This is a genomic window from Aquamicrobium aerolatum DSM 21857, from assembly GCF_900113935.1.
Classification (GTDB): domain Bacteria; phylum Pseudomonadota; class Alphaproteobacteria; order Rhizobiales; family Rhizobiaceae; genus Aerobium; species Aerobium aerolatum.
In genome coordinates, this window is record NZ_FORF01000020.1 from 1 (window position 1) to 20,633 (window position 20,633).

Genomic DNA, 20,633 nt, shown 5'->3' on the forward strand with positions numbered 1-20,633 from the left:
TATCGCCCGCCAGTCGGCGCTTGCCGGCTTCCATGAACTCTTTCGACCAAGTGTAATAAAGGCTCTGCGCGATGCCTTCCTTGCGGCACAGTTCGGCAATGCTGTCTTCGCCGCGCAGACCATCGAGAACGATCCGGATCTTGTCTTCAGCTGAAAAGTGCCGTCGGGTCGCCCGGCGAATGTCCTTCACCACCTGCTCGGCAGGCTTTTTGGTGCTCGGGGATTTAGCAGTCATCTTGGTTCCTTCGTCAGACGACGAGACCAAAACACTCCTTAAAGCTCAACCCTGAATCTGTGCCATGGGCGCTGACGGGGAACACGCTGGCAATCATCGGAAATTCGGGTGCCGGCAAGACGACGCTCGGCAAGATGCTCGTCGGCTCAATTCTGCCGACTTCCGGCAGCGTACGTCTCGACCTGATGGACCTTCGCAACTGGGACCAGCGGCAGTTCGGCGAAAATATCGGCTATCTTCCGCAGGACGTGCAGCTCTTTCCGGGCACGATCAAGGCAAACATCGCACGCATGCGAGACGACGCCACGGACGAGCAGATCTTCGAAGCGGCAATGCTGGCTGATGTGCATGAGATGATCGCAAACCTTCCTCATGGCTACGAGACGATGGTGGCAGCGGACGGATCGCCGTTGTCGGGTGGCCAGAAACAGCGGATCGCGCTTGCACGGGCCTTTTTCGGCAGCCCACGCATGGTCATCCTTGATGAGCCGAACTCCAATCTCGACAGCGCCGGTGACGCTGCGCTCATGCGCGCTCTGGAACATGCAAAGCAGCACAAGATCACTGTCGCCACGATCACACAGCGCCCATCTCTGCTCGCAAGCGTCGACAAGGTGTTGCTGCTGGTCAATGGCACGGTGGCTCTCTTCGGGCGACGGCAGGAAGTGCTGAACGCGCTGGCCTCGCGCGGCATCAGCATCGAAACCGGCTCGTTCGGCCATCAGCTTCAATAGGAGCGGAAATCCGATGACAACAGACTTGGCAAAGATCCAGGATCTGGAATGGTACAGCGAGGTTCCGCGATCAATCCGCAAGCAAACGATCATCGGCCTGGCCATTCTCGCAGTTTCGTTCGGTGGTTTCGGAATATGGGCGACGACCGCGCCACTGGCGGCGGCGGTGATCTCTCAAGGCAGCTTCGTCGCCACCGGCCAGAACAAGGTGGTGCAGCACTTCGAGGGCGGCATCATCAAGGAGATGCTCGTAAGCGAGGGCGACGAGGTGAAGGAGGGGCAGCCGCTTGTGCGCCTGGACGAGACGGCGGCGCTTGCCAAGGAGCGCGAGCTTTTCCTGCGCCGCTCACGGCTCGAAATTATCGTCGCCCGGCTCAGCTCGCAATTCCGCGGTGACGAGACAATGGCTATTCCCGTTCCGGTGGAGCCACATATTGGCGACCCTGACGTGGCGGCGATCCTCGCAAGCCAGAAGCTGCATTTCGATACCGCACGAGTGAAGCGTTCAAGCGAACTCAAGTTGCTGGAGCAGAACGTCAAGTCTCTCGACTTCCGCATGCAGGGCTATCTGCATTTGCGTGACTCGATGATCGAACAGCTGGGGCTGTTGCGCGAAGAGCATGAGGGCAAGAAGATACTGCTCAACAAGGGGCTTTTGCGCGCGACGGAAGTCAGTGCGATCCTTCGTGCAATTTCAGAGGCTCAAGGCGAGATCGGCCGGCTTGAGGCCGAAATTTCCGAGACTGGTGCGCAGATGATCAAGGCCGAGCAGGAAATTGTCGGGACCACCGACAAATTCAGGGAAGACGCGCTCGATCAGCTCCAGAACATCCAGGGCGAACTCGAAGTGGTCCGCGAACAGTCGCGTGAGGCAGAGAGCGTTCTGCGACGCGCGACGATAAACGCGCCGGTTTCTGGCACGGTGATCCGCCTGCACTACCATACCCCGGGTGGGGTCATTGAAAGCGGAAAGGGCATCATGGAGATTCTGCCAGCCAATGTTCCGCTGATCATCGAAGCTCAGGTGCCACGCAACGATATCGACAGTGTCACCACCGGGCAGAAGGCAACTGTTCGCCTGACTGCGCTCAACCAGCGCACCACGCCCGTTCTTGAAGGCAAGGTCTTCTACGTTTCCGCGGACGCATTGCAGGATCAAAATACAAATTCACCCGCCGAGGTCTACGTTGCCCGCATCAGCCTGCCGGCAAGTGAACTTGGACGGGTTGCCGGCTTTTCACCCACGCCGGGCATGCCAGCGGAAGTCATGATCCAGACCGGCGAACGCACATTTTTCAGCTATCTTGCCAAGCCGATCACCGACAGCATGTCACGCGCATTCTCCGAGCGGTGATGGGTTCGTGCGTTCCCAATCGTTTCGGGGTTTCGCAGCTTAAAGTGAGACATTTCGCAAAGCCTCGACCTGATTGGGTTCATCATTATTATTGGCCACGCGTGCGCCAATAGCGCGCAACACCACGTCGTTCGATGAGGTCATGACGCAGCTCCCACCAGAAGAAAGTCCAGAACGATCCGGTTGAATTCACCTGGCACCGTTTGTGAGGCAGCGTGGGCAGTATCATGCTAGTGAGCCTCGCATTGGGATCGCAACACGCGCCTGTCTTGCCCTATGCAATGACGTTGAAGTGCCGCGAAATCCAGTAGATCTGATAGCCAAGTTTGAAGATCACGAATGCGACATGGAACGGTTTGTTGCGTACGATCGCAGCGATGATGCAAAGCAGGATGATGAGCGGTGTCCGAATGATATATTCAGGACCTAACGACACCAGGTAATCATTCCCTTTTATCAGTGTATCGGCGATATCCATGACGTAGGTGACGGCCAGGGCGCCGAAGAACCAGCCTCGCCGGTCATGAAAGAATTCCGCGTAGTTTCGATAATCCTCCATGCCGTCGGGGAAAAGAAGCGCGCACAGCAGGAACAGAACGACAGCATAGCTGATGACAAAGAGGTATTTTCCGAAGGTCCAGGTCTCCACCTGGTACAATCCAAACTCCCACCACCAGAAGCTTATCAGCATCAGCAATACCGATGCGACCCAGGCGAGATGGACAAAATACAAGCTGCTTCGCTTTGGGTACTGAACGATGCGGGCCACGCCCGAAAGCAGACGGGCAACGCCCAGACCGATGACCATGCCCATGACAATACGGATATGTGGAAACAGCTCCGGCGCGGCGACGACTTGTGGTTCCAATGGTACTCCCCCCATCGCATGAACAATATTCGCTGACGCTAAACGGATTTGGTTAAACCTATCCGTTCACATATCCACGCTTCCAGCGTTGTCGCTGTGTCCCGTTTCGAAAAGCGAACCTTGCACGATCAAAAACTGATCCGCATGCCCACACTCAGGGCGTGCGAGTTGGCGTTCCTTTGAAAGTTACCTTGATAGTGGGCGAACCAATCGCGGTTCTCGCTGGTGGCCAGGTTCAGTTCGGCTCCCAGCCGCAGGATGTCGCGCCCGAGGGCCGCGCTTTGTCCTTCAATCGAGCCGCCAAGCAGCGTAACCGATGTTGCGTTGCTGAGGTCGCCGCTCAAACGTGCATAGGAAATGTCACCTGCCAGACGCAGCGAGCCGTATTCCACCTGAAGAGCCGACGATTCGATGCGAAGCCCGGCTCCGGCCTCAACCTGGCCATAGCTTGCTGCCGGCAGGGATAGATCGAAAATTCCAGCCCCGGTTTCGTAGCCGGCGCCCGTGTTTTGCCAACGCGTTGCGACTGAGAGATAGGGGGCGATCGTGAAGTCATGGGAGAGGTCGAGGCGACGGCCGGCCTGAGCGGACAGCTCGAACCCTGTCCCCGATAAATTTGAGCGCCCGACCGGGGCAAAGCTCACGCCGACAGCACCGCCAATCGCACGTCGCTCGATCGACTGGTTGAAGATGGCTGCCTGTCCCGTGCCTTCCAGGAACCAGCCTCTATCGGTCCATCCGGCATATGCGCCAAGATGGAAGGCGTCGGAACTTCCGCTGTCGTCGGCGTGGCGCGTTTCCAGCCGGGTATTGGTGTAGCCGAGGGCAAGACCGAATCTGGCCTGATGGTTGCGAACGAAGTCTGCGCCGATGACGAGGCCACCCAGATGGCTTGTTGCACCGAAGGACGAGGACGATTCGTTGATTGAAGCGGTACCGAATAAAGGTGCGATCCAGATGTCTGGCGTTGCAGTGTTGGGGACCGTGATGACACTGCCTGCCTGGTCACGAAGCGTGCTGGCATAGCTGAGCAATGCGAAATCGGTGTCGAGAGACGGTTTTGGCAAATGCGGTGCCGTGAGGCGCTGTCGCAACAGTGTGCTGACATGCCCGAGCGTGGCGAAGCGCGACCACGCAGCGTTAGCAAACGTGCCCGCTGTGGCAGGCGCGGCCGTATCGACAATGTTGCCGATGTTGAGCAGGCCCCAGCCGTAGACCGGATCGATGCCGGGATCGCCGACGTCGGTTGCCGTCTGCAGGACAAGCTGCGTCAGCTCTGAACCTGTGGCTTGCGGGAACAGTTGCGCGGCAATCGCGACAGCGCCGGTGACGTGCGGCGTGGCCATCGATGTGCCGTTGATGCTGTAATATCCGCTGCCCGGCCATGAAGACCAGATGGCGTCGTTCGATCCGTCGTCGCCATCTCCGCCTGGCCCGGCCAGACACCATGCTGCCGCGACGCCGCAGCGTTCGGCGTAGCTTGCGATGTTGCCTGTCGGCCCCACGGAGGTCACTGCAATCCAATTGGACTGGAGTTCCGGATGAAAGTAGGGCAGCGCTGAAAATACATCTGGTTGAGGTTGTTTCGAGTTGCCGGTCGCGAAGACCTGAATGATGTCGGCGCGCGTCGATTCACGAAGGGCAGTCAGCGTGTCCTGAAAGTTCTGTTCAAAGAAATCGGGGGCGACGTCTGCAACCGTCAGGGTGCGTTTCTCGCCTGTTACGGGGTCGGTGAACTTCATTCCCCAGGAATTGTTGACGACCCGGACATTTTGCGCCGTCGCCCATCTGAAACCCGCTGCGTAGCTGGAATCAGTGCGGACCGGTACGGCCCAGTTGATGCCCGAGATCATGCTTTCCGACGCAACGCCCACCTTGTGCCCTGCAATCGTTCCAGTCACATGGGTGCCGTGAAAATCGTTCCCATAGGGACCGTAGGGAGTTCCATCAACGTTGAAGCCGCCAACCCAGCGGTCGCCAAATTCCGGATGGTCCGGTTGCGCCCACTCATCCATCACACCGATATGAACGCCGCGGCCACGCAACCCGTTTTCCCACGCCTTGCCGACGCCGATCATCGACATGCCCCACAGCCGCTCGTCGATTTGAGCGTGCGCATGGTCTATCGACGCCGCCATTGTTGCCAAAGTCAGCGCGCCAGCTGTCGCGAGAATATTCTTCATGTTGTCCCCGGTGCATCGAACGACTTCGAATCGCCTAGCTTCCAGTAATTACATGAAAACGCCGTCGCGCTAGCAGGTTTTGCCGAATTTGTCGTTTTTTGAGACATGCTTCGAGCGGTCAGGATTGCATGCGAGGTTGGATCGGCTCGCGCCAACTGGCGGACGCATCGAGACCTTTCCTCTCGAAAATTCATACGCCTTTTCACGCTGTCTGATAACGGATCTGCTGATCAAAATAAGCTTCAGTAGTTGTTGAAGCGGCTTGCGACAATTCAACCGTCCGGGAGTTTATTCCCCGTCAGTCTGGCGTTTTGCTATCGATCATTTCGACCGCGGAGCAATGCGCACTGGCAGGCTTTTCTTGCCGATGTACAGTATACACTGGACAAACAATATCATGAGTCATAGTTTGACCGCATTTTGGCTTGGAGGGGCTGGGTATTTCTATTCGTTCTTATGCGGCCGGTATGGCTATCGCCCTGCTGACTGGTTCTGTGGCACAGGCAACACAATTTTTCGTCGGCGTTGATCCCAGCAACCCTGGGCGGCTAGGGTTTTCGCCATCTGCGTCTCCGGACCGGCCTGCAGACGGCAGCGCTATTCCGGCAAATACGCCGTCGCTGGAAATCCTCAGGTCAAGGATTGATCAGCTTTCCTCAAGCGGTCACTTCCCCTCCGCAGGCCAGCAGCCGAGTCTGACGCCTGAACAGATTGCGGATGTTGTGGCCGCGATCTTGAACCCCACTCAACCGGACGGATCAGTCACCAGCGACGTTCCCGCGTGGGTAGCGGATGCTCTTGCCCGAGTTCCTGATCGCAGCTCTTCCGATGAAGCCCAGGCGGCACTTCGGGACATGCTTGGGCTTGATGGCGCGACGGGTGCAGGATCGGAAGGTGATCGGCGCACTGATGCCGAAAGGGCTGCGCATGAGCGTCTCCTCAGGGCTCGCCAACAAGCTCTACAGGCTGAACGGATAGCCGCCCTCGAACAGCAGCGACTGGATAGGTCTCGCCAGGAGGAGGAGAAGGAACGTCGCCTGGCTGAATTGATCCGCAAGCACACGGAAGCACGGGCGCCAGATCCAGAGCCAGACCCGCTGCCGCAGCCTGATCGCTTTGAGAACTACCCGTTTTCGTTTGCGCAAGACTATACGCTGGACCTTGACACGGACATCACGCGCAGCGGCGAATATCACGGATTTGCCAGAGGCATGGACTTTGCCGACAATGAGATTGACGGTGCGGTGTCACTGACGTTCGATCTGGCCACAGCAGCCCTTTCCGGCAGGTTCGATTTTGGTTCCACGGGATTGCTGCATGTCAGCGGCAACGTTGATGCCGGTGCCCTCAATATGGAGCTGGACCGTTCCCAAACGTCGTCCTTTGGCGGATTTGAGCTTGATCCCGCATCTGCAGCATTTGATGGCGTCAGTTTCTTCGGCCCTACAGGCGAAGAGATCGGCGGCTACTGGGGTATTGACATTGAGCAGGGCACTGCCTGGGGCCAGTTTGTCACGGCGAGGCAGCCGTGAAGGGGCGTCTTCTTGCCAGCTTGACGGCTGTGGCTCTGCTGGGTGCGGCCACAAGCGCATATGCCCGCATCAATGATGGTGCCGCGTCGACGCCGGACCCCCGCGCCGTGCTTGCTGCGGCTGAATTTCTTCGGGCGGGTCGTGCGGTGGAAACCTGCATGTTGCTCGACGTCGCCGCAGGACCACAGACATCCTATGTTCCCGCGCTGGTGCTTTACGGCCAGTGCCATCTGGATCAGGGACATATCTCGGATGCCGAGGTGTATTTTACGCGGGCACTGAAAATTGAGCCGCAAAATGGGATGCTTCGCAAGCGCGTCGAGCTTGTACGCGCAATACGCGAGTTTGTTCTGGCACCGGAGCCGGCCATCCGCCCGTCGGCGCGCCGGGTTGCCGAAAAGCTGCCAGCGCTGGTGGCAGAGCCACGCCCTGTGGCAATGCAGCCAGCGCCAAAGCGTGCGCCGCGTCTGAGTCAGTCGGTCACAGTCGCGCGCGGCTACGACAGCAACGTCAATAGCGGCACTTTTCAGACTTCTGTCGACGCTCTGATCGGGGGCGTAACCGTTCCCCTGACATTGACACCTGGCTCCAGGGCGCAGGGCGATGCGTTCACCCGACTGCGCAGTGATTTCGCGTTGATGCAACCGTTCTCCAGCAATAGTGCCGGGCAGCTGGTGGCATCTGTCGACGCTGTCGTGCACGACCGGTTGTCTGAATATGACAAGCTCGGCTTTGCTCTTTCTGCAAGATATTTGCGGTTGGGGCGTGAGTGGAGCGTCAGCTTCGGTCCGAATTTGTCCTATGAGCTTTCAGGCAGCAATCTGAACAAGGGAACGGTGGGCGGCACAGTCTTTGCCCGTCATGCGCTCAGCCGGCAGTTCGAGCTTCAGGGCCAGCTGGATTTGCGGCACGAATTCTATCCAGGCAGCGCCAGTGGCAACTCAAACGCTGCGACGACCCGCCTGGGCTTTTCCTATGAGCTTGGGAATGACTGGAAGCTCGGAGCATGGCTTGAAAATCGCCTGATGGACCGGTCGACGCCGTCGCGCAGTTTTGCGGGTGCCGGCGGCCGCCTTTTCCTGCGCGGGCAATTGAGCGAAGATCTCGCGCTTCAGGCCAGCTATTCCGTAATGCGAGATGCCTATAAGGCGGGGCTTGCCGCGTTCCCGCAGGATCGCATCGACATCGAGCAGGCAGCAAGCATCGGGCTTGACTGGAGGCTTCCTACGACCGAGGGGCTGAGTCTTCTGACCAGCTACAGCTTCCAGTCGATCGATTCGACGATTGATGCCTATGACGCGAAGCGACACGTCATCTCGACGGGGCTGCGTCTCGCCTTTTGAAGGCTGGGGCAGTGGACTTGGCGGTGCTCCTTTTGAGGGTGAACCGCCGAGCCTTGCTGCCAGCAGGTCGCTTTTCTCACATTATCTGGGTGTAACATTGCCGGGAGAGTGCTAGGCGGTGCCACCACCGCGCTGATTTTGCGTAGGGTGGTTGCACAGAGGCCGCCGACTACAGCATGTCTCCCGAACGTGGGAACCGGTTCCGGGATAAGACATGCGTAAAACAAGGAGCTAAAGCGCTGGGAGCGAATCTGAAAGATCGCGACGCGTTTTAGCCGGGATGATAGGGCAATGAACATCCAGATTTACGCAATCAACCTCGATCGTTCTGTCGACCGATGGAATGCGTTGTCGCGGCGCGCCGAAGAGTTTCAACTTCCGATCGTTCGTGTGTCCGGCGTTGATGGCACCCAGACGCCACCGGAGCAGCGCGTTGACTGCGACATTGCCGCGTTCGAATTCAAGAACGGGCGGACCATGTTGCCGGGCGAGTACGGGTGCTACCGCAGTCACCTGAAAGCGCTGACGCAATTTCTTGCAAGCGGCGACGGCCTTGCGGTCATCGTTGAAGACGACATTGTCTTGCCTGCCGATCTTCTCGATCGCGTGCGCGCGGCCGTGGCAGCTGTTCCGGATGCAGATGTCATCAAGTTCTTCAATCACCGGGTGGTTGCGTTCCGAAAGATTGCGACGTCCAGTCTGGGCGATGAAATCGGACGCGCTGCGCATGGTCCGCTGGGCTCATCGGCCTGCTATGTAGTCTCGCGCAGCGGTGCACAGCGCTTGCTGGAGGGGATGCAGGTAATGGAATTTCCGCTCGACATGGCGCTGGAGCGGGGGTGGGCGTCGGGCGCCAGCATCTATATCACGCGCTTGAATGTTGCCGAGCCGACACGCGAGCCGTCGACGATCGCCTCGCGAACAATCTATAAGACCAACAAGTTCCCGTGGTGGAAGCGCCTTGGAACTCTGGCCACGCGAACCGCAGAAGCGGTCAGGCGGACGGCCTATGCGTTGAAGGGCTGAGACGCGTCAGGCAGCGATTGCCTGATGGTCGTTGCTGCTGTCGAGGCGTCGGATTCTCTTGCGTTCAGTTGCCAGCACGCCGACGAAAACGAGCACGATTGCGGCCACGTTGCGGTCACCAAGCAGCAACCCGTGCAGCGAGCCGTAAAGCAGGAGCAGTGCAAGAAATATCGCCATGTTCACCCGCATCGGGTGGTCGGTGGTTCTGAAAATACGGGTGAAAACGACCGCAAACAGCCCGATGAGAAACACCAGTCCCACGATCCCCCGGTCACGCATCTCGTCCAGTGCGAAGAAGTGGACATGCACGAAATCGGCATAGAGGCTAGCGTTCGGATCGGGGATATTCTGCTTGATCCGCTCCATGCTTTCCTTGCCGCCGACACCCAGAAGTGGGTATTCGCGCACGACGTCGATCGTACCCTTCCAAAGATTGATCCGGATATCGAGGCCCGTGGTTTCCTTGTCCGACGGTCCTGTCAGATTGCCCATTTCAAGCATCGTATAGGCGATGCGACTGGAGACGATGTCGCGTGTTTCATAGGCACCGGCCGCGATGACGACCAGACCGGCAGCGCCTGCAACTGCCAGCCGCCGCGCGCCCAGTTTTCTTGCGGCGGTGAAAAGTTCAGTCCGCAGTTCGATGATGTCGATGATTGCCGCGATGACAAAGATCGGCAGCACGCTTCGTGTTCCTGTCATCAGGACGGGAATGATCGCGAAATAGAACCACGCACGGCTGTTCGGCAGGTATTTCGGCGCATTGCTGGCATGGAAGCGAGCCATGACCGCCAGAACGCAGATGACGAAGGCGGCATTTGCAGCGTTGCCGCCGAGGCCTATGCGCGTTTCGCCCATGAAGCTCTCGAAAAGCGCCATCCCGACCGTCAGGATGAGCCCGACGCGTGCACCGAGTGCCATCTGCCGTACCGGGTTCCTGATCAGGACGAAGCCAACGAAGAGCGCGATGCCGAGCGAAAAATAAAGCGGCAATCCGATCCATCGGAGATTTTCGATGACGTTGCCATGATAAAGGCCGATCGCAACAGCGACCCCGCCATAGGCGAGACTGGCAGCCGCATAGTGTGGATCGATCAGCTGGCGCGAACGATGCCATCCGCAGATGAGATAAATTCCGACGCCGCCGAAAAACGCCAGGAGGACTGTGTCGAGGCCCAGCTTGATCGGAAAGCAGGCGACGGCAATCGACAGAAGGATCGGGTCGACAGAACGCCGCCACAGCAACAGCCGATGCATCAAGCCTGGCTTTGGCGACTGCACGGAGTGCCCCTCTTTTTTTCGCGGCAACAGGTTGTTTGTCACGTCTGCCTACTGGGAAAGAGTAGATTGGTGTCGGGAAATAAGAACGAGAGGCACGAGGGCTTCGCTCTGATCTGGGCACAGTCGTGAAAGATGTCGCTGCTTCCTGTGGTTGTGGCGATAAACATTCATCACTGTTGCGTCAAGTATACCGATGGGTTCATGCTACGTACTTTGGTGATGGTGCATTCGGTTCAGCCTGGCGCGGCGGTTCCGTCATTTGCTCGATTCGAACAAATGACGGGTGGCCACGTAGTCTCGTGTCAGCAAGAGAGACGTCAATCAACTTGCCCGAACCCATCCTTGATTGATGGCGGTCGCACCCGTGCCGTTTCCGGCAGGCTGTGCTTACCCCACCTTCAATCCGATTGACATCCATATTGCGCAGCTCTCGCTGGCGATATTCACGGGGCAGGCGGGAACTTGGCCGTGCTGACGACGGGCCGTTCGATCGCAAAGCGCTCTGCCAGCGGCTTGCGCAGCAGATAGATGGCAATCGCAAGGCCTGCGAACAGTGCCCATGTCAGGGGGGTGGCGCGCAGATCCGGCGTGTTCAGCCACCAGGTGCCCGTCGACACATCGATCACTTCCGTGCGGCGCAGGAAGACCTTGGATCCGAGCAAGCCGCTGTGGACCGCCACGGCGCACCAGAACGAGCCGGTGACCAGATAGGTAACGCACAGCAGTATTCCCAGCAGGAACAGCCCCACGAACAGCATCGCGTCCTCAGGCTGGAACCACGCCAGCGGGTCGGTCAGATTGTGAACCGAGGCAAAAACGAAGGACGAGAACAGCACCGCCCCGATCGTCACCGCCTTTGACGTGTTCCACCGCAGATAGCGCATGAGGAAAACACGGAACATCAGCTCTTCGGTCACGGCAAGCACGAGGACGACCAGGAGGGCAACAAATGTCCGGCGCGCAACGCGCCACGTCATTTCGTCCCATGCTTCCTGCGACCATTGAACATAGCCAAGTGCGCCCATCACCAGATAGGCGGCGATGACGATGGCCCAGGCGATGGCCAGCATGGTGAAGAAGCCACGCAGCGCGACTCGCCAGTTGCGCAGATAGAGCATGAAGAATTCGCGCACATTATCCCGAGCGACCAGCGTGACATAGCCCAGCACCATGACGATGACGGTGAACAGCATCGAGACCTGGCCGATGCCGCGTGTGTCAAAAATCGACAGACCACTGCCGCTGACACGATATACGGTCTCAAGAAGGGCGAGCGGTAGAGGCAGGAACACCAGAAACAGGCAGATGTAGAGGTAGCGCATGAGGGTCCAGACGTGAGGGGCGAGATGAGCCGGGGCCGAAAATCGGATGGACTATTGTCGAAGGTGGGTGATTACCCGCTTGGATCATCAAGCGCAACGTTTGGAACGTTCACGACCTCTGGCGTCTCTGGGGCGCTTTCTGATACCGCTATGCGGTTGCGCAGTGCCGGAGGATGGCGCGCGCGAGGGAGTTCACATTCATGCTGAAACAGCAGGAAAGCTACGATGCGCTCTACGAGACCTTCCGATGGGACGTCCCGGAGCGCTTCAATATCGGTGTCGCGGTCTGCGACCGTTGGGCCAGTCGTGAGCCGGATCGGATCGCGCTCTATCATTATGACCCTGGCAGTGCGCCACAAACGCTGACTTATCAGGAGCTTGCCGCGCGCTCGAACGCACTTGCCAACGCGCTGCGTGCCTGCGGGGTGGCGCGCGGCGATCGTGTTGCGCTGCTGCTGCCGCAATGTTTCGAAACGGTCATTGCGCATGTCGCGATTTACAAGCTGGGCGCGATAGCGGTGCCTCTGGCGCTCCTGTTCGGGGTCGAGGCACTGGAGTACCGGCTTGAGACGGCTGGGGTGAAGGCGCTTGTGACCAACGAGGCTGGTCACGAAAAAGTGCGGGGCCTGCGCGCGCGGTTGCCGTCGCTGCAATGCGTTATCAGCGTTGATGGCGCAACTGGCGGAGCGCTCGGCTTTGACGAACTGGTGGCGCGCCATGCGTCGATCTTCGAGGCGGAGGACACCGCTTCAGATGATCCCGCGATGATGATCTTCACGTCGGGAACGACCGGCCCGCCCAAGGGCGCGCTGCATGGACACCGGGTGCTGCTGGGGCATTTGCCGGGCGTACAGATGGCGCATGAATTTCTGCCACAGCCTGACGACCGGCTCTGGACTCCCGCCGACTGGGCCTGGGCCGGCGGTCTGCTCAACGTTCTTCTGCCGGGGCTGTATTTCGGCGTTCCGGTGGTGTCAGGCCGTTTCGAACGGTTCGATCCGGAGATGGCGCTTGCCCTGATGGAGAAGATGGCGGTGCGCAATGCGTTCATTCCGCCGACAGCCTTGCGCATGTTGAAGGCAGTGCGGGGGATCAGGTCGCGCTACAAGCTCCAGCTTCGCACCGTTGGGTCCGGTGGCGAGGCTTTGGGCCGCGAAACCTATGATTGGGCAAAGGCGGAACTTGGCCTGACCATCAATGAATTCTACGGCCAGACCGAGTGCAATCTGGTGCTGTCGTCCTGTGCGGAGCTTGGTGTCAGTCGCGGCGGCGCCATCGGCAAGCCGGTGCCCGGTCATCAGGTCGCGGTGATCGACGGCGAGGGGCGTCCGGTCGGCGTCGGTGAGGCGGGCCAGATCGCGGTGCGCCGACCCGATCCGGTGATGTTTCTGGAATATTGGCAGAACCCCGAAGCAACAGCGAAAAAATTCATCGGCGACTGGATGGTCACCGGCGACCAGGGGGGTCTTGATCCCGATGGCTACATTCATTTCTTCGGGCGCGACGACGATGTCATCACCTCCGCCGGCTATCGCATTGGCCCCGGCGAGATCGAGGACTGCCTGACCGGGCATCCCGACGTGGCGCTGGCTGCCGTTGTCGGCAAGCCCGATCCGCTGCGCACGGAAATCGTCAAGGCCTATGTCGTACTCAAGCCGGGCGTCGAGCGCCACGAAGAGCTGGCGGGTGACATCAGCCTGTGGGTTCGCGAGCGTCTTTCGGCGCATGAATATCCGCGCGAGGTCGAGTTCGTCGATTCGATCCCGCTGACGACGACCGGCAAGGTGATCCGCCGCATTTTCCGTGACCGGGCGCGCGCCGAGGCGTCATGAGCGTTTCAGCGCCTGCTGGATTCTCTGGCGTACGATGCGCGCCATGTTGCGTGTCTGTTTCTCGCGGTGAAGCTGGGTCGCAGCGCGGCGCGTTGCACGATCCGACCCGGCGCTCAGTCCGACGACCATCGTGCCGATGGGGCGCCGCTCTTTCCATAGTCGGCTGACGATCGGGTGATCCGGTACCGCGCAGGAATCGGTGATAGCCACATTCGGATCGAGCAGATGCGTGTGCGTCACCTCGATCATCAGCAGGGTGCCGGGCGAGAACCGCGCGTAGTTTTCATCATAGGCTGTTTTCCATGTATAGGCGACGCCGGCTTCGACAAACACGATCAGGCTGGCGATCACCTCTCCATTCAGATGCAGCGCGTGGACCCGGCACTGGTCGTTTTCAGCCAAACGTTGAGCGGCCTCGCGAGCGAAGGCGGCGCGGTAGCGGTCGACGGCCATGGCCGAGCCTTCGCGTCCCTTCCAGCCTGAAGCTTCCAGCGCGAGGAAATCCTCCACCGCCTGCCGCACGTCGTCGGGCTGGCGTGCGATCCGGTACTCCAGCGTTCCAAGATCGGCGAGCCGTCGCTTCAGACGCTGATATTCACGCAGATGCCGTCGGCTGATCGAGTGGTCGAGATAGTCCTCGGGCAGAAGCTCGCTCTGCAGGTGGGGGCGTTGCACGCGATTGGTGATTTCGAGCGGCAGACCGCGGCTTTCCGCGAAGCGGTGCATCATCGCGGCAAAAGTTCCGTCAAGACGTACATCCGGCATGACGAATATCCCGGGCAGCTTCAGATGGGGTCGCGCCAACATGCTGAAGAAGTCGTCGATAACGCCTTCCGGGTCGTCAGGATCGACGAGCGGCGTGCCCAGCGGCCCGAACGGGCTCGACCAGGTTCGCATGATCGAAGTGCCAAACAGCGGCAACCGTTCGACGGTGAACGGGACAAGAAGGCGCAATCGGCTTTTCAGGTCGTCGCCGTCCCGGATCACTGCAAGGCACACTTCCCTGTCCTCCAGCCGCGGCATTGCCGGTGCCAGAAAGCGTGGATTGAAGAAGACATTCGGGTCGATCGCGCGGGCGCATAAATGGCTGAGTTCGTCCACCAGTTCGAAACCTGCCGATGCGGCATAGATCGCCAGTTTGCGCGGTGGCCGCTTCTGCATCTCCTCCAGCACTGCGGGCAGAACCGCTTCGGACGCGTAGTCGGCAAATTCCCCGATCATGCGACCGGAGGCGCTGCCGCTCAGCTCTTCGATGATGGGATTTGCGCCCATCAGACGGTCTCCTGACGACGGGGCAGGCGGGCGTTTGGAACGATCATGACGATGCCAAGCCTCTTCCATACGGTGAAAGCGAGCAGGGCGGCTTCGCAGCTCAGCGCCACCGCCATTGCAATTGATGCGCCCCAAAGGCCGTGGAGCGGGATGAGGATGAGATTGAGGACGACGCTTATGCTGAGTGTCAGCCCATAGACCAGAGCGCAGATGTTCTGGTTGCCGGTCATCGTCAGCAGGCTTTCCGCCGGGCCTACCGACGAGCGGGCAATGACGCCGACAACCAGTACGAACAAAAGCGGATAACCGGCCTCGAAGCCGGGTCCAAACATGCTCAGCAGGGGTTTGCCAAGGAGTAGCACCGCGCCTGCCATCACCAGGGAAGGCCAGAAGGTCCAGGCGACTGTCTCGCGCGCGAAATCCGCCAGTTTTGCGGAATTCCCATCCTGCGCATAATGGGCATAGCGTTGCGCGACACCTGCCTTCACGGCGAAATAGACGAAATGTACCAGCGCCAGAATCTTCGTGGTCGCGAAATACACCGCCACGTCGCCAGGCGGCATGAAGTAGCCGACCAGCAGCACGTCGGCATTCGTCAGCATGAAATAGAAGCCTTCGATCACGAAGATCGGCAGCGACACCATCAGCCATTGGCGATGGTGGTATTTTGGGCGCACCTGGCGCAAGCCGGCGCGCGTGCGCGGCACGATGGTGACGATCTGGAACAGTGCCGTCAGCAACGTGGCGATGATCGCGGCGATGACTGCGGTCTGCCCGGTGGCGGGATAGCCAAGCTGCAGCGCCAGCCCCATCAACGCCAGAATCAGCAGGGGGCGCAACAGGTAGATTGGCCCCAGACCTAGAGCTGCCCAGGAATGCGCCCGCGCCGTGCCTTCCAGAGTGTCTGACAGCGCGATGATCGGCAGGCAGGCGATCCCCAGATAGAACGGCAATACGTAATAGCTCTCGACCGCGTCTGAAAACAGCCAGACGCCGGCAATGCCGAGGGCCGCGATCAGCGTCGATGTGGCCAGCACGAATATCTTGCTGGTCGCCATGATGCCGCGCAATTCGCCCAGTCGCCCGCGGGCGCGATATTCGGGGATGAAGCGGATGATCGATGTGTGAAAGCCAAGGCACGAAAGGTTGCCGGCAATCACCATGACCGTCCAGACCATGACAAAGATGCCGTAGTCGAAGCTGCCGATCCAGCGGGCAATCAACACCTGGCTGACAAGGGCAATGACGGCGCTGAGGACACGAATGAGAAACGCGATCAGCGAAGCGCGTCCCGCGCTGCCGTGTCGATCACCGGAGGCAAAGAGTAGGGCATCCAGATTGGTGAGGCCCGGACGTGCGCGCGCCGCAAGAAAGCTGGGCAAGAGCCGGTCAGCGGTCGCAGCAGCGGAAAATCGCACACACAAAATCCGTTTCCCCACAAACATGGGTGAAACATAGCGCGGAGTCTTTAAGAAACACTGGATGGTGGGAGGTCGCCTTGGCACGACACCACCGCATTTTCGGCGTTCTTGCGTTTTACCCGGTGATCTCCTAGCATTCCGGCAGTTCGCAAACTTGATTTCTGCTTGGGGAGGATCGATGGCGAAGGTCGATCCATCAATGCTTATCGACAGCATCTATGAGGCGTCTATCGTCCCTGAGTTGTGGCCAGATGTCCTTGAGCAGATCTCGCGACTTTCCAAGACAGCATGGACCGTCGCGGTGGCGGTGCGGGAGGATGAGCCGCACTGGATTCTGTCAGAATCGACGGCGCATGATGCCGTGGCGGCGCATTATGATCTTTATCCGGGCAATCAGCGAACCAGCCGTCTGGCGGCGGCCGAGCCCTATGGATTTGTCACCGACTACGATCTCCTGACCCAGGAAGAGATTGATCGCGAGCCGCTCTATCAGGAATTTCTGATTCCCAATGGCTTCGGCTTTGCAGTCGGAACCAAGCTCGCCTTGCCAGATGGGGACATGGTGGTGGTGCACTCCGAGGGACACTACGGTGACGGCCCGGTCTCGTCCGATGTGGTGCGCCAGCTCGACATGATCAGGCCGCATCTGGCCCGCGCCGCGCTTCTGTCAACGCGACTGTCGTTTGAGCGCACGCGAACCGCCGTCGAGACGCTCGAGGCGATAGGCATGGCGGCGTGCGGGGTTTCCAGATCGGGCTCGGTGTTGATTGCCAATCGGATTTTCAACGACGAGAGCCAGTATCTGACGACGCGCGGCAGCGATCGTGTTGCGCTGCACGATGCGCGTGCCAATCTGCAGCTGGAGCAGGCTTTGGCGCAAACGCTCAATGCAGGTGTGCAGTCCATCCCGGTATTGAGCGGGACGCCGGACGGCCTGCCAGCGGTGCTGCATGTCGTGCCGGTTCGCAAAAGCGCGCGCGACGTGTTCAATCAGGTTTCAGCGATCCTGATCCTGACCAAGGCCACACAGAACCCGATTCGCTCGAATTCGCTTCTTCAGGTGTTGTTCGATCTGACGCCGATGGAGGCCTCGCTTGCAGCGCGTATTGCCTCGGCTCAGAGCATTGAAGAGATCGCGCTTGAGGATGGCAAGACGCCGGGCACTGTTCGCACCCAGCTCAAGGGCGTGTTCGCCAAGACCGGTTGTCACCGGCAGGCGGAACTGGCGCGTCTTCTGACCCAGATCGTTCCTGCCGGAATGTGAGCACCCTACGCTGATGAACCGGGTCCATCAGCGTAGCAGATAGCCCGATATCAGCCGAATGCGCCGTGGCAGTGCTTGAACTTCTTGCCTGAGCCGCATGGGCAGGCTTCGTTGCGCCCGACCCGGCCCCATGTCGATGGGTTCTCCGGATCGCGCTCTTCGGCTGGCACGACGCGATTGTCTGCCAGCGCCACGCCACCTTCGTTGAAGTCGTCTTCGCCGGTCGTGGCGTCGATATGCTGGCCGCGCATGTCGGACGGGGCCTGCGGCGGCGGGGCATCGGCAGCCTCGCGCACCAGTTCAACGCGCATCAGCTGCGAGGTGACGACCTGGCGCAGATTGCCAAGCATCGCCTGGAACAGCTCGAACCCTTCGGTCTTGTATTCCTGCAGCGGGTCGCGCTGGGCGTAGCCGCGGAAACCGACCACCGAGCGCAGATGGTCGAGATTGACCAGATGTTCGCGCCACAGATGGTCGAGCGCCTGCAAGACGATCGATTTTTCGACATAGGCCATCACGTCCGGGCCGAAGCGCTCGGCGCGGTCGGCGGCAGCCGCGTTGGCGGCCTGCGTCACGCGCTCGTGGATCTGCTCTTCGTCGATGCCTTCCTCGGCTGCCCATTCGTGCACAGGCAGGTCGAGGTTGAGGTTGGTGACAACCGCTTCCTTGAGGCCGTCAAGATCCCACTGCTCGGCATAGGCCGTTTCCGGGATGAACTTGGCGATCATGTCGTCGATGACGTCCTGGCGCATGTCAGCGACGGTGCCGCTGAGATTGCCGCCGTCCATCAGCTCAAGACGCTGCTCGAACACGACCTTGCGCTGGTCGTTCATCACGTCGTCATATTTGAGCAGGTTCTTGCGGATGTCGAAGTTGCGCGCCTCGACCTTCTTCTGCGCCTTTTCCAGTGCCTTGTTGATCCAGGGGTGGATGATGGCTTCGTCTTCCTTGAGACCGAGCTTCTGCAGCATCGAATCCATCCGGTCGGAACCGAAAATGCGCATCAGATCGTCCTGCAGCGACAGGAAGAATTTCGAGCGGCCGGGGTCACCCTGACGGCCGGAGCGGCCGCGCAGCTGGTTGTCGATGCGGCGGCTTTCGTGGCGTTCGGTGGCGAGAACATAAAGTCCGCCGGCGTCGAGCGCCTTCTGCTTCAGTTTGGCGATATCGGCGCGGATTGCCTTTTCCTTGGCATCGCGCTCTTCGCCTTCCGGCAGGTCCGCCAGTTCCTGCGCGATCCGCATGTCGGCGTTGCCGCCGAGCTGGATGTCGGTGCCGCGGCCTGCCATGTTGGTGGCGATGGTGATCGCGCCGGGACGCCCTGCCTGGGCGACGATGGAAGCTTCCTGCTCGTGGTGGCGAGCGTTCAGCACCTGGAAGTCGTTGAAGCCTTCATTGCGCAGGCGGTCGGCCAGATATTCCGATTTTTCAATCGAGGTCGTGCCGACCAGGGTCGGCTGGCCCTTGGCGTGGGCTTCCTTGATTTCGCGAATGATCGCGCGGTACTTTTCTTCGACCGTGCGATAGACCTCGTCGTCCTCGTCGATACGCGCAATCGGCACGTTGGTCGGGATTTCGGAGACTTCAAGACCGTAGATGTTGCCGAATTCCTCCGCTTCCGTCAGCGCCGTACCAGTCATGCCGGCCAGCTTCTTGTACATGCGGAAGTAATTCTGGAAGGTGATCGACGCCAGCGTCTGGTTCTCTGGGTGGATCTTGACGTGTTCCTTGGCTTCCAGCGCCTGATGGAGACCTTCCGAGAAGCGACGCCCTGGCATCATGCGGCCGGTGAATTCGTCAATGATGACGACTTCGCCATTGCGCACGATATAGTCCTTGTCGCGCTGGAACAGGCGATGGGCCTTCAGCGCGTTGTTGACGTGGTGGACGATGGCGACATTCTCGATGTCGTAGAGCGACTCGCCGCGCAGATGGCCTGCGTCGCGCAGCATGTTTTCCATCTTCTCGGTGCCTTCTTCGGTGAAGATGGCAGTGCGCTGTTTTTCGTCGACTTCGTAGTCCGCCTCGACCAGATGCGGCATGAAGGCGTCAATCGTGTTGTACAGTTCCGAGCGGTCTTCAAGCGGGCCGGAGATGATCAGCGGCGTACGCGCCTCGTCGATCAGGATCGAGTCCACCTCGTCGACGATGGCATAGTTGTGGTTGCGCTGAACCATCTGCGCACGATCATACTTCATGTTGTCGCGCAGATAGTCGAAGCCAAGCTCGTTGTTCGTGGCATAGGTGATGTCGCAGGCATAGGCCGCCTTGCGCTCTTCGTCCGACATGCCGTGGACGATCACGCCGGTGGTCAGGCCAAGGAAGCCGTAAAGCTTGCCCATGGTGGCAGCGTCGCGGCTGGCCAGATAATCGTTGACGGTCACGACATGAACACCGTCGCCGGCGAGCGCATTGAGATAGGTCGGCAGCGTGCCGACCAGCGTCTTGCCTTCACCGGTGCGCATTTCGGCAATAGCGCCTTCATGCAAGACCATGGCGCCGATCAGCTGAACGTCGAACGGGCGCAGGCCCAGGGTCCGCTTGGCAGCTTCGCGCACGGTTGCAAAGGCAGGCACCAGCAGGTCGTCGAGGGACTTGCCTTCCGCGAGTTCCTTTCGGAAGGCGTCGGTACGCGCCCGCAGTGCTTCATCGGACAGTGCTTCGAGTTCTTTTTCCAGCGCATTGATTGCCTCTACGCGAGGACGGAAGCCCTTGATGCGGCGATCGTTGGAAGAGCCGAAAATCTTGCGGGCAAATGCGCCAAAGCTGACCATGAAAGGTCCTTTCAGAATGAAACACCGGACGTTGCGCCGGTAACAACCCACAAACCGTGCCTGCGCGGGCTTTTTGCAACCAAGGAAAGCGCTCCAAAATCGCTTCTGGACGCCAAGTCGAAGGACAGATAAGAGGGGGCACCGGCGATGTCAACGCTGTGCGTCCAGTCCCGGGCGAGCGGAAAATCGCCA

General features: G+C 59.7%; 14 protein-coding genes and 1 pseudogene. 7 read left to right on the plus strand and 8 right to left on the minus strand.

Annotation, left to right across the window (positions count from 1 at the left end; all coding sequences use genetic code 11):
- Window positions 1-235 (minus strand): transposase (locus tag BMZ42_RS14905; protein ID WP_139207948.1); only part of this gene is annotated, 235 nt, incomplete at its 3' end.
- A gap of 77 nt (window positions 236-312) precedes the next feature.
- Here BMZ42_RS14905 and BMZ42_RS14910 point away from each other — a divergent pair.
- A pseudogene (locus BMZ42_RS14910) lies at window positions 313-969 on the plus strand (ATP-binding cassette domain-containing protein); the annotation flags it as partial.
- A 13-nt stretch (window positions 970-982) separates the two neighbouring features.
- A complete protein-coding gene (locus BMZ42_RS14915) occupies window positions 983-2,323 on the plus strand; it encodes an HlyD family type I secretion periplasmic adaptor subunit (RefSeq protein WP_091524005.1) in 1,341 nt (446 codons plus the stop codon).
- Between the two features lie 274 nt (window positions 2,324-2,597).
- On the opposite strand, the gene BMZ42_RS14920 is transcribed toward BMZ42_RS14915, so the two are convergent.
- Window positions 2,598-3,191: a hypothetical protein gene (locus tag BMZ42_RS14920; protein WP_091524006.1), complete on the minus strand. Its 594-nt coding sequence runs from the start codon at window positions 3,189-3,191 to the stop codon at window positions 2,598-2,600.
- A 128-nt stretch (window positions 3,192-3,319) separates the two neighbouring features.
- Window positions 3,320-5,374 carry a S8 family peptidase gene (locus BMZ42_RS14925; RefSeq protein ID WP_091524009.1) on the minus strand — a complete coding sequence of 685 codons (2,055 nt, stop codon included), beginning with the start codon at window positions 5,372-5,374 and terminating at the stop codon, window positions 3,320-3,322.
- 467 nt (window positions 5,375-5,841) lie between these two features.
- On the opposite strand from BMZ42_RS14925, the gene BMZ42_RS17815 reads away from it, so the two are divergent.
- The 3 genes from BMZ42_RS17815 (at window position 5,842) to BMZ42_RS14945 (ending at window position 9,275) form a co-directional block, all read left to right on the plus strand.
- Window positions 5,842-6,906: an SDR family oxidoreductase gene (locus BMZ42_RS17815; RefSeq protein WP_139207952.1), complete on the plus strand. Its 1,065-nt coding sequence runs from the start codon at window positions 5,842-5,844 to the stop codon at window positions 6,904-6,906.
- Window positions 6,903-8,249: a tetratricopeptide repeat protein gene (locus BMZ42_RS14940; protein ID WP_091524016.1), complete on the plus strand. Its 1,347-nt coding sequence runs from the start codon at window positions 6,903-6,905 to the stop codon at window positions 8,247-8,249. The genes BMZ42_RS17815 and BMZ42_RS14940 overlap by 4 nt, the downstream gene beginning before the upstream one ends.
- A 291-nt stretch (window positions 8,250-8,540) precedes the next feature.
- Entirely contained in the window at window positions 8,541-9,275 is a 735-nt protein-coding gene (locus BMZ42_RS14945; protein WP_091524018.1) for a glycosyltransferase family 25 protein, read from the plus strand.
- A gap of 6 nt (window positions 9,276-9,281) precedes the next feature.
- On the opposite strand, the gene BMZ42_RS14950 is transcribed toward BMZ42_RS14945, so the two are convergent.
- Both BMZ42_RS14950 and BMZ42_RS14955 read right to left on the minus strand, forming a co-directional pair.
- Window positions 9,282-10,556, minus strand: coding sequence for an O-antigen ligase family protein (locus tag BMZ42_RS14950; RefSeq protein ID WP_139207954.1), 1,275 nt, complete (start codon window positions 10,554-10,556; stop codon window positions 9,282-9,284).
- A gap of 443 nt (window positions 10,557-10,999) precedes the next feature.
- The gene (locus BMZ42_RS14955; protein ID WP_091524023.1) at window positions 11,000-11,878 is read right to left on the minus strand and encodes a CPBP family intramembrane glutamic endopeptidase; all 879 of its coding nucleotides are present in this window, start codon (window positions 11,876-11,878) and stop codon (window positions 11,000-11,002) included.
- A gap of 200 nt (window positions 11,879-12,078) precedes the next feature.
- On the opposite strand from BMZ42_RS14955, the gene BMZ42_RS14960 reads away from it, so the two are divergent.
- The gene (locus tag BMZ42_RS14960; RefSeq protein ID WP_091524024.1) at window positions 12,079-13,710 is read left to right on the plus strand and encodes an AMP-binding protein; all 1,632 of its coding nucleotides are present in this window, start codon (window positions 12,079-12,081) and stop codon (window positions 13,708-13,710) included.
- Here the strand turns inward: BMZ42_RS14960 and BMZ42_RS14965 are convergent.
- Both BMZ42_RS14965 and BMZ42_RS14970 read right to left on the minus strand, forming a co-directional pair.
- Window positions 13,705-14,982 (minus strand): GNAT family N-acetyltransferase, encoded by a 1,278-nt coding sequence (locus tag BMZ42_RS14965; RefSeq protein WP_091524029.1) that lies wholly within the window; start codon window positions 14,980-14,982, stop codon window positions 13,705-13,707. The two genes, BMZ42_RS14960 and BMZ42_RS14965, sit on opposite strands and share 6 nt — an antisense overlap.
- Window positions 14,982-16,400: a lipopolysaccharide biosynthesis protein gene (locus tag BMZ42_RS14970; RefSeq protein ID WP_091524031.1), complete on the minus strand. Its 1,419-nt coding sequence runs from the start codon at window positions 16,398-16,400 to the stop codon at window positions 14,982-14,984. The genes BMZ42_RS14965 and BMZ42_RS14970 overlap by 1 nt, the downstream gene beginning before the upstream one ends.
- 181 nt (window positions 16,401-16,581) lie before the next feature.
- Between BMZ42_RS14970 and BMZ42_RS14975 the strand changes: the two genes are divergently transcribed.
- Window positions 16,582-17,667 carry a helix-turn-helix transcriptional regulator gene (locus BMZ42_RS14975; protein ID WP_091524034.1) on the plus strand — a complete coding sequence of 362 codons (1,086 nt, stop codon included), beginning with the start codon at window positions 16,582-16,584 and terminating at the stop codon, window positions 17,665-17,667.
- Between the two features lie 50 nt (window positions 17,668-17,717).
- Here BMZ42_RS14975 and secA read toward each other — a convergent pair whose 3' ends face one another.
- Window positions 17,718-20,441 carry a preprotein translocase subunit SecA gene (gene secA, locus BMZ42_RS14980; protein ID WP_091524038.1) on the minus strand — a complete coding sequence of 908 codons (2,724 nt, stop codon included), beginning with the start codon at window positions 20,439-20,441 and terminating at the stop codon, window positions 17,718-17,720.
- Between the last annotated feature and the right edge of the window lie 192 nt (window positions 20,442-20,633).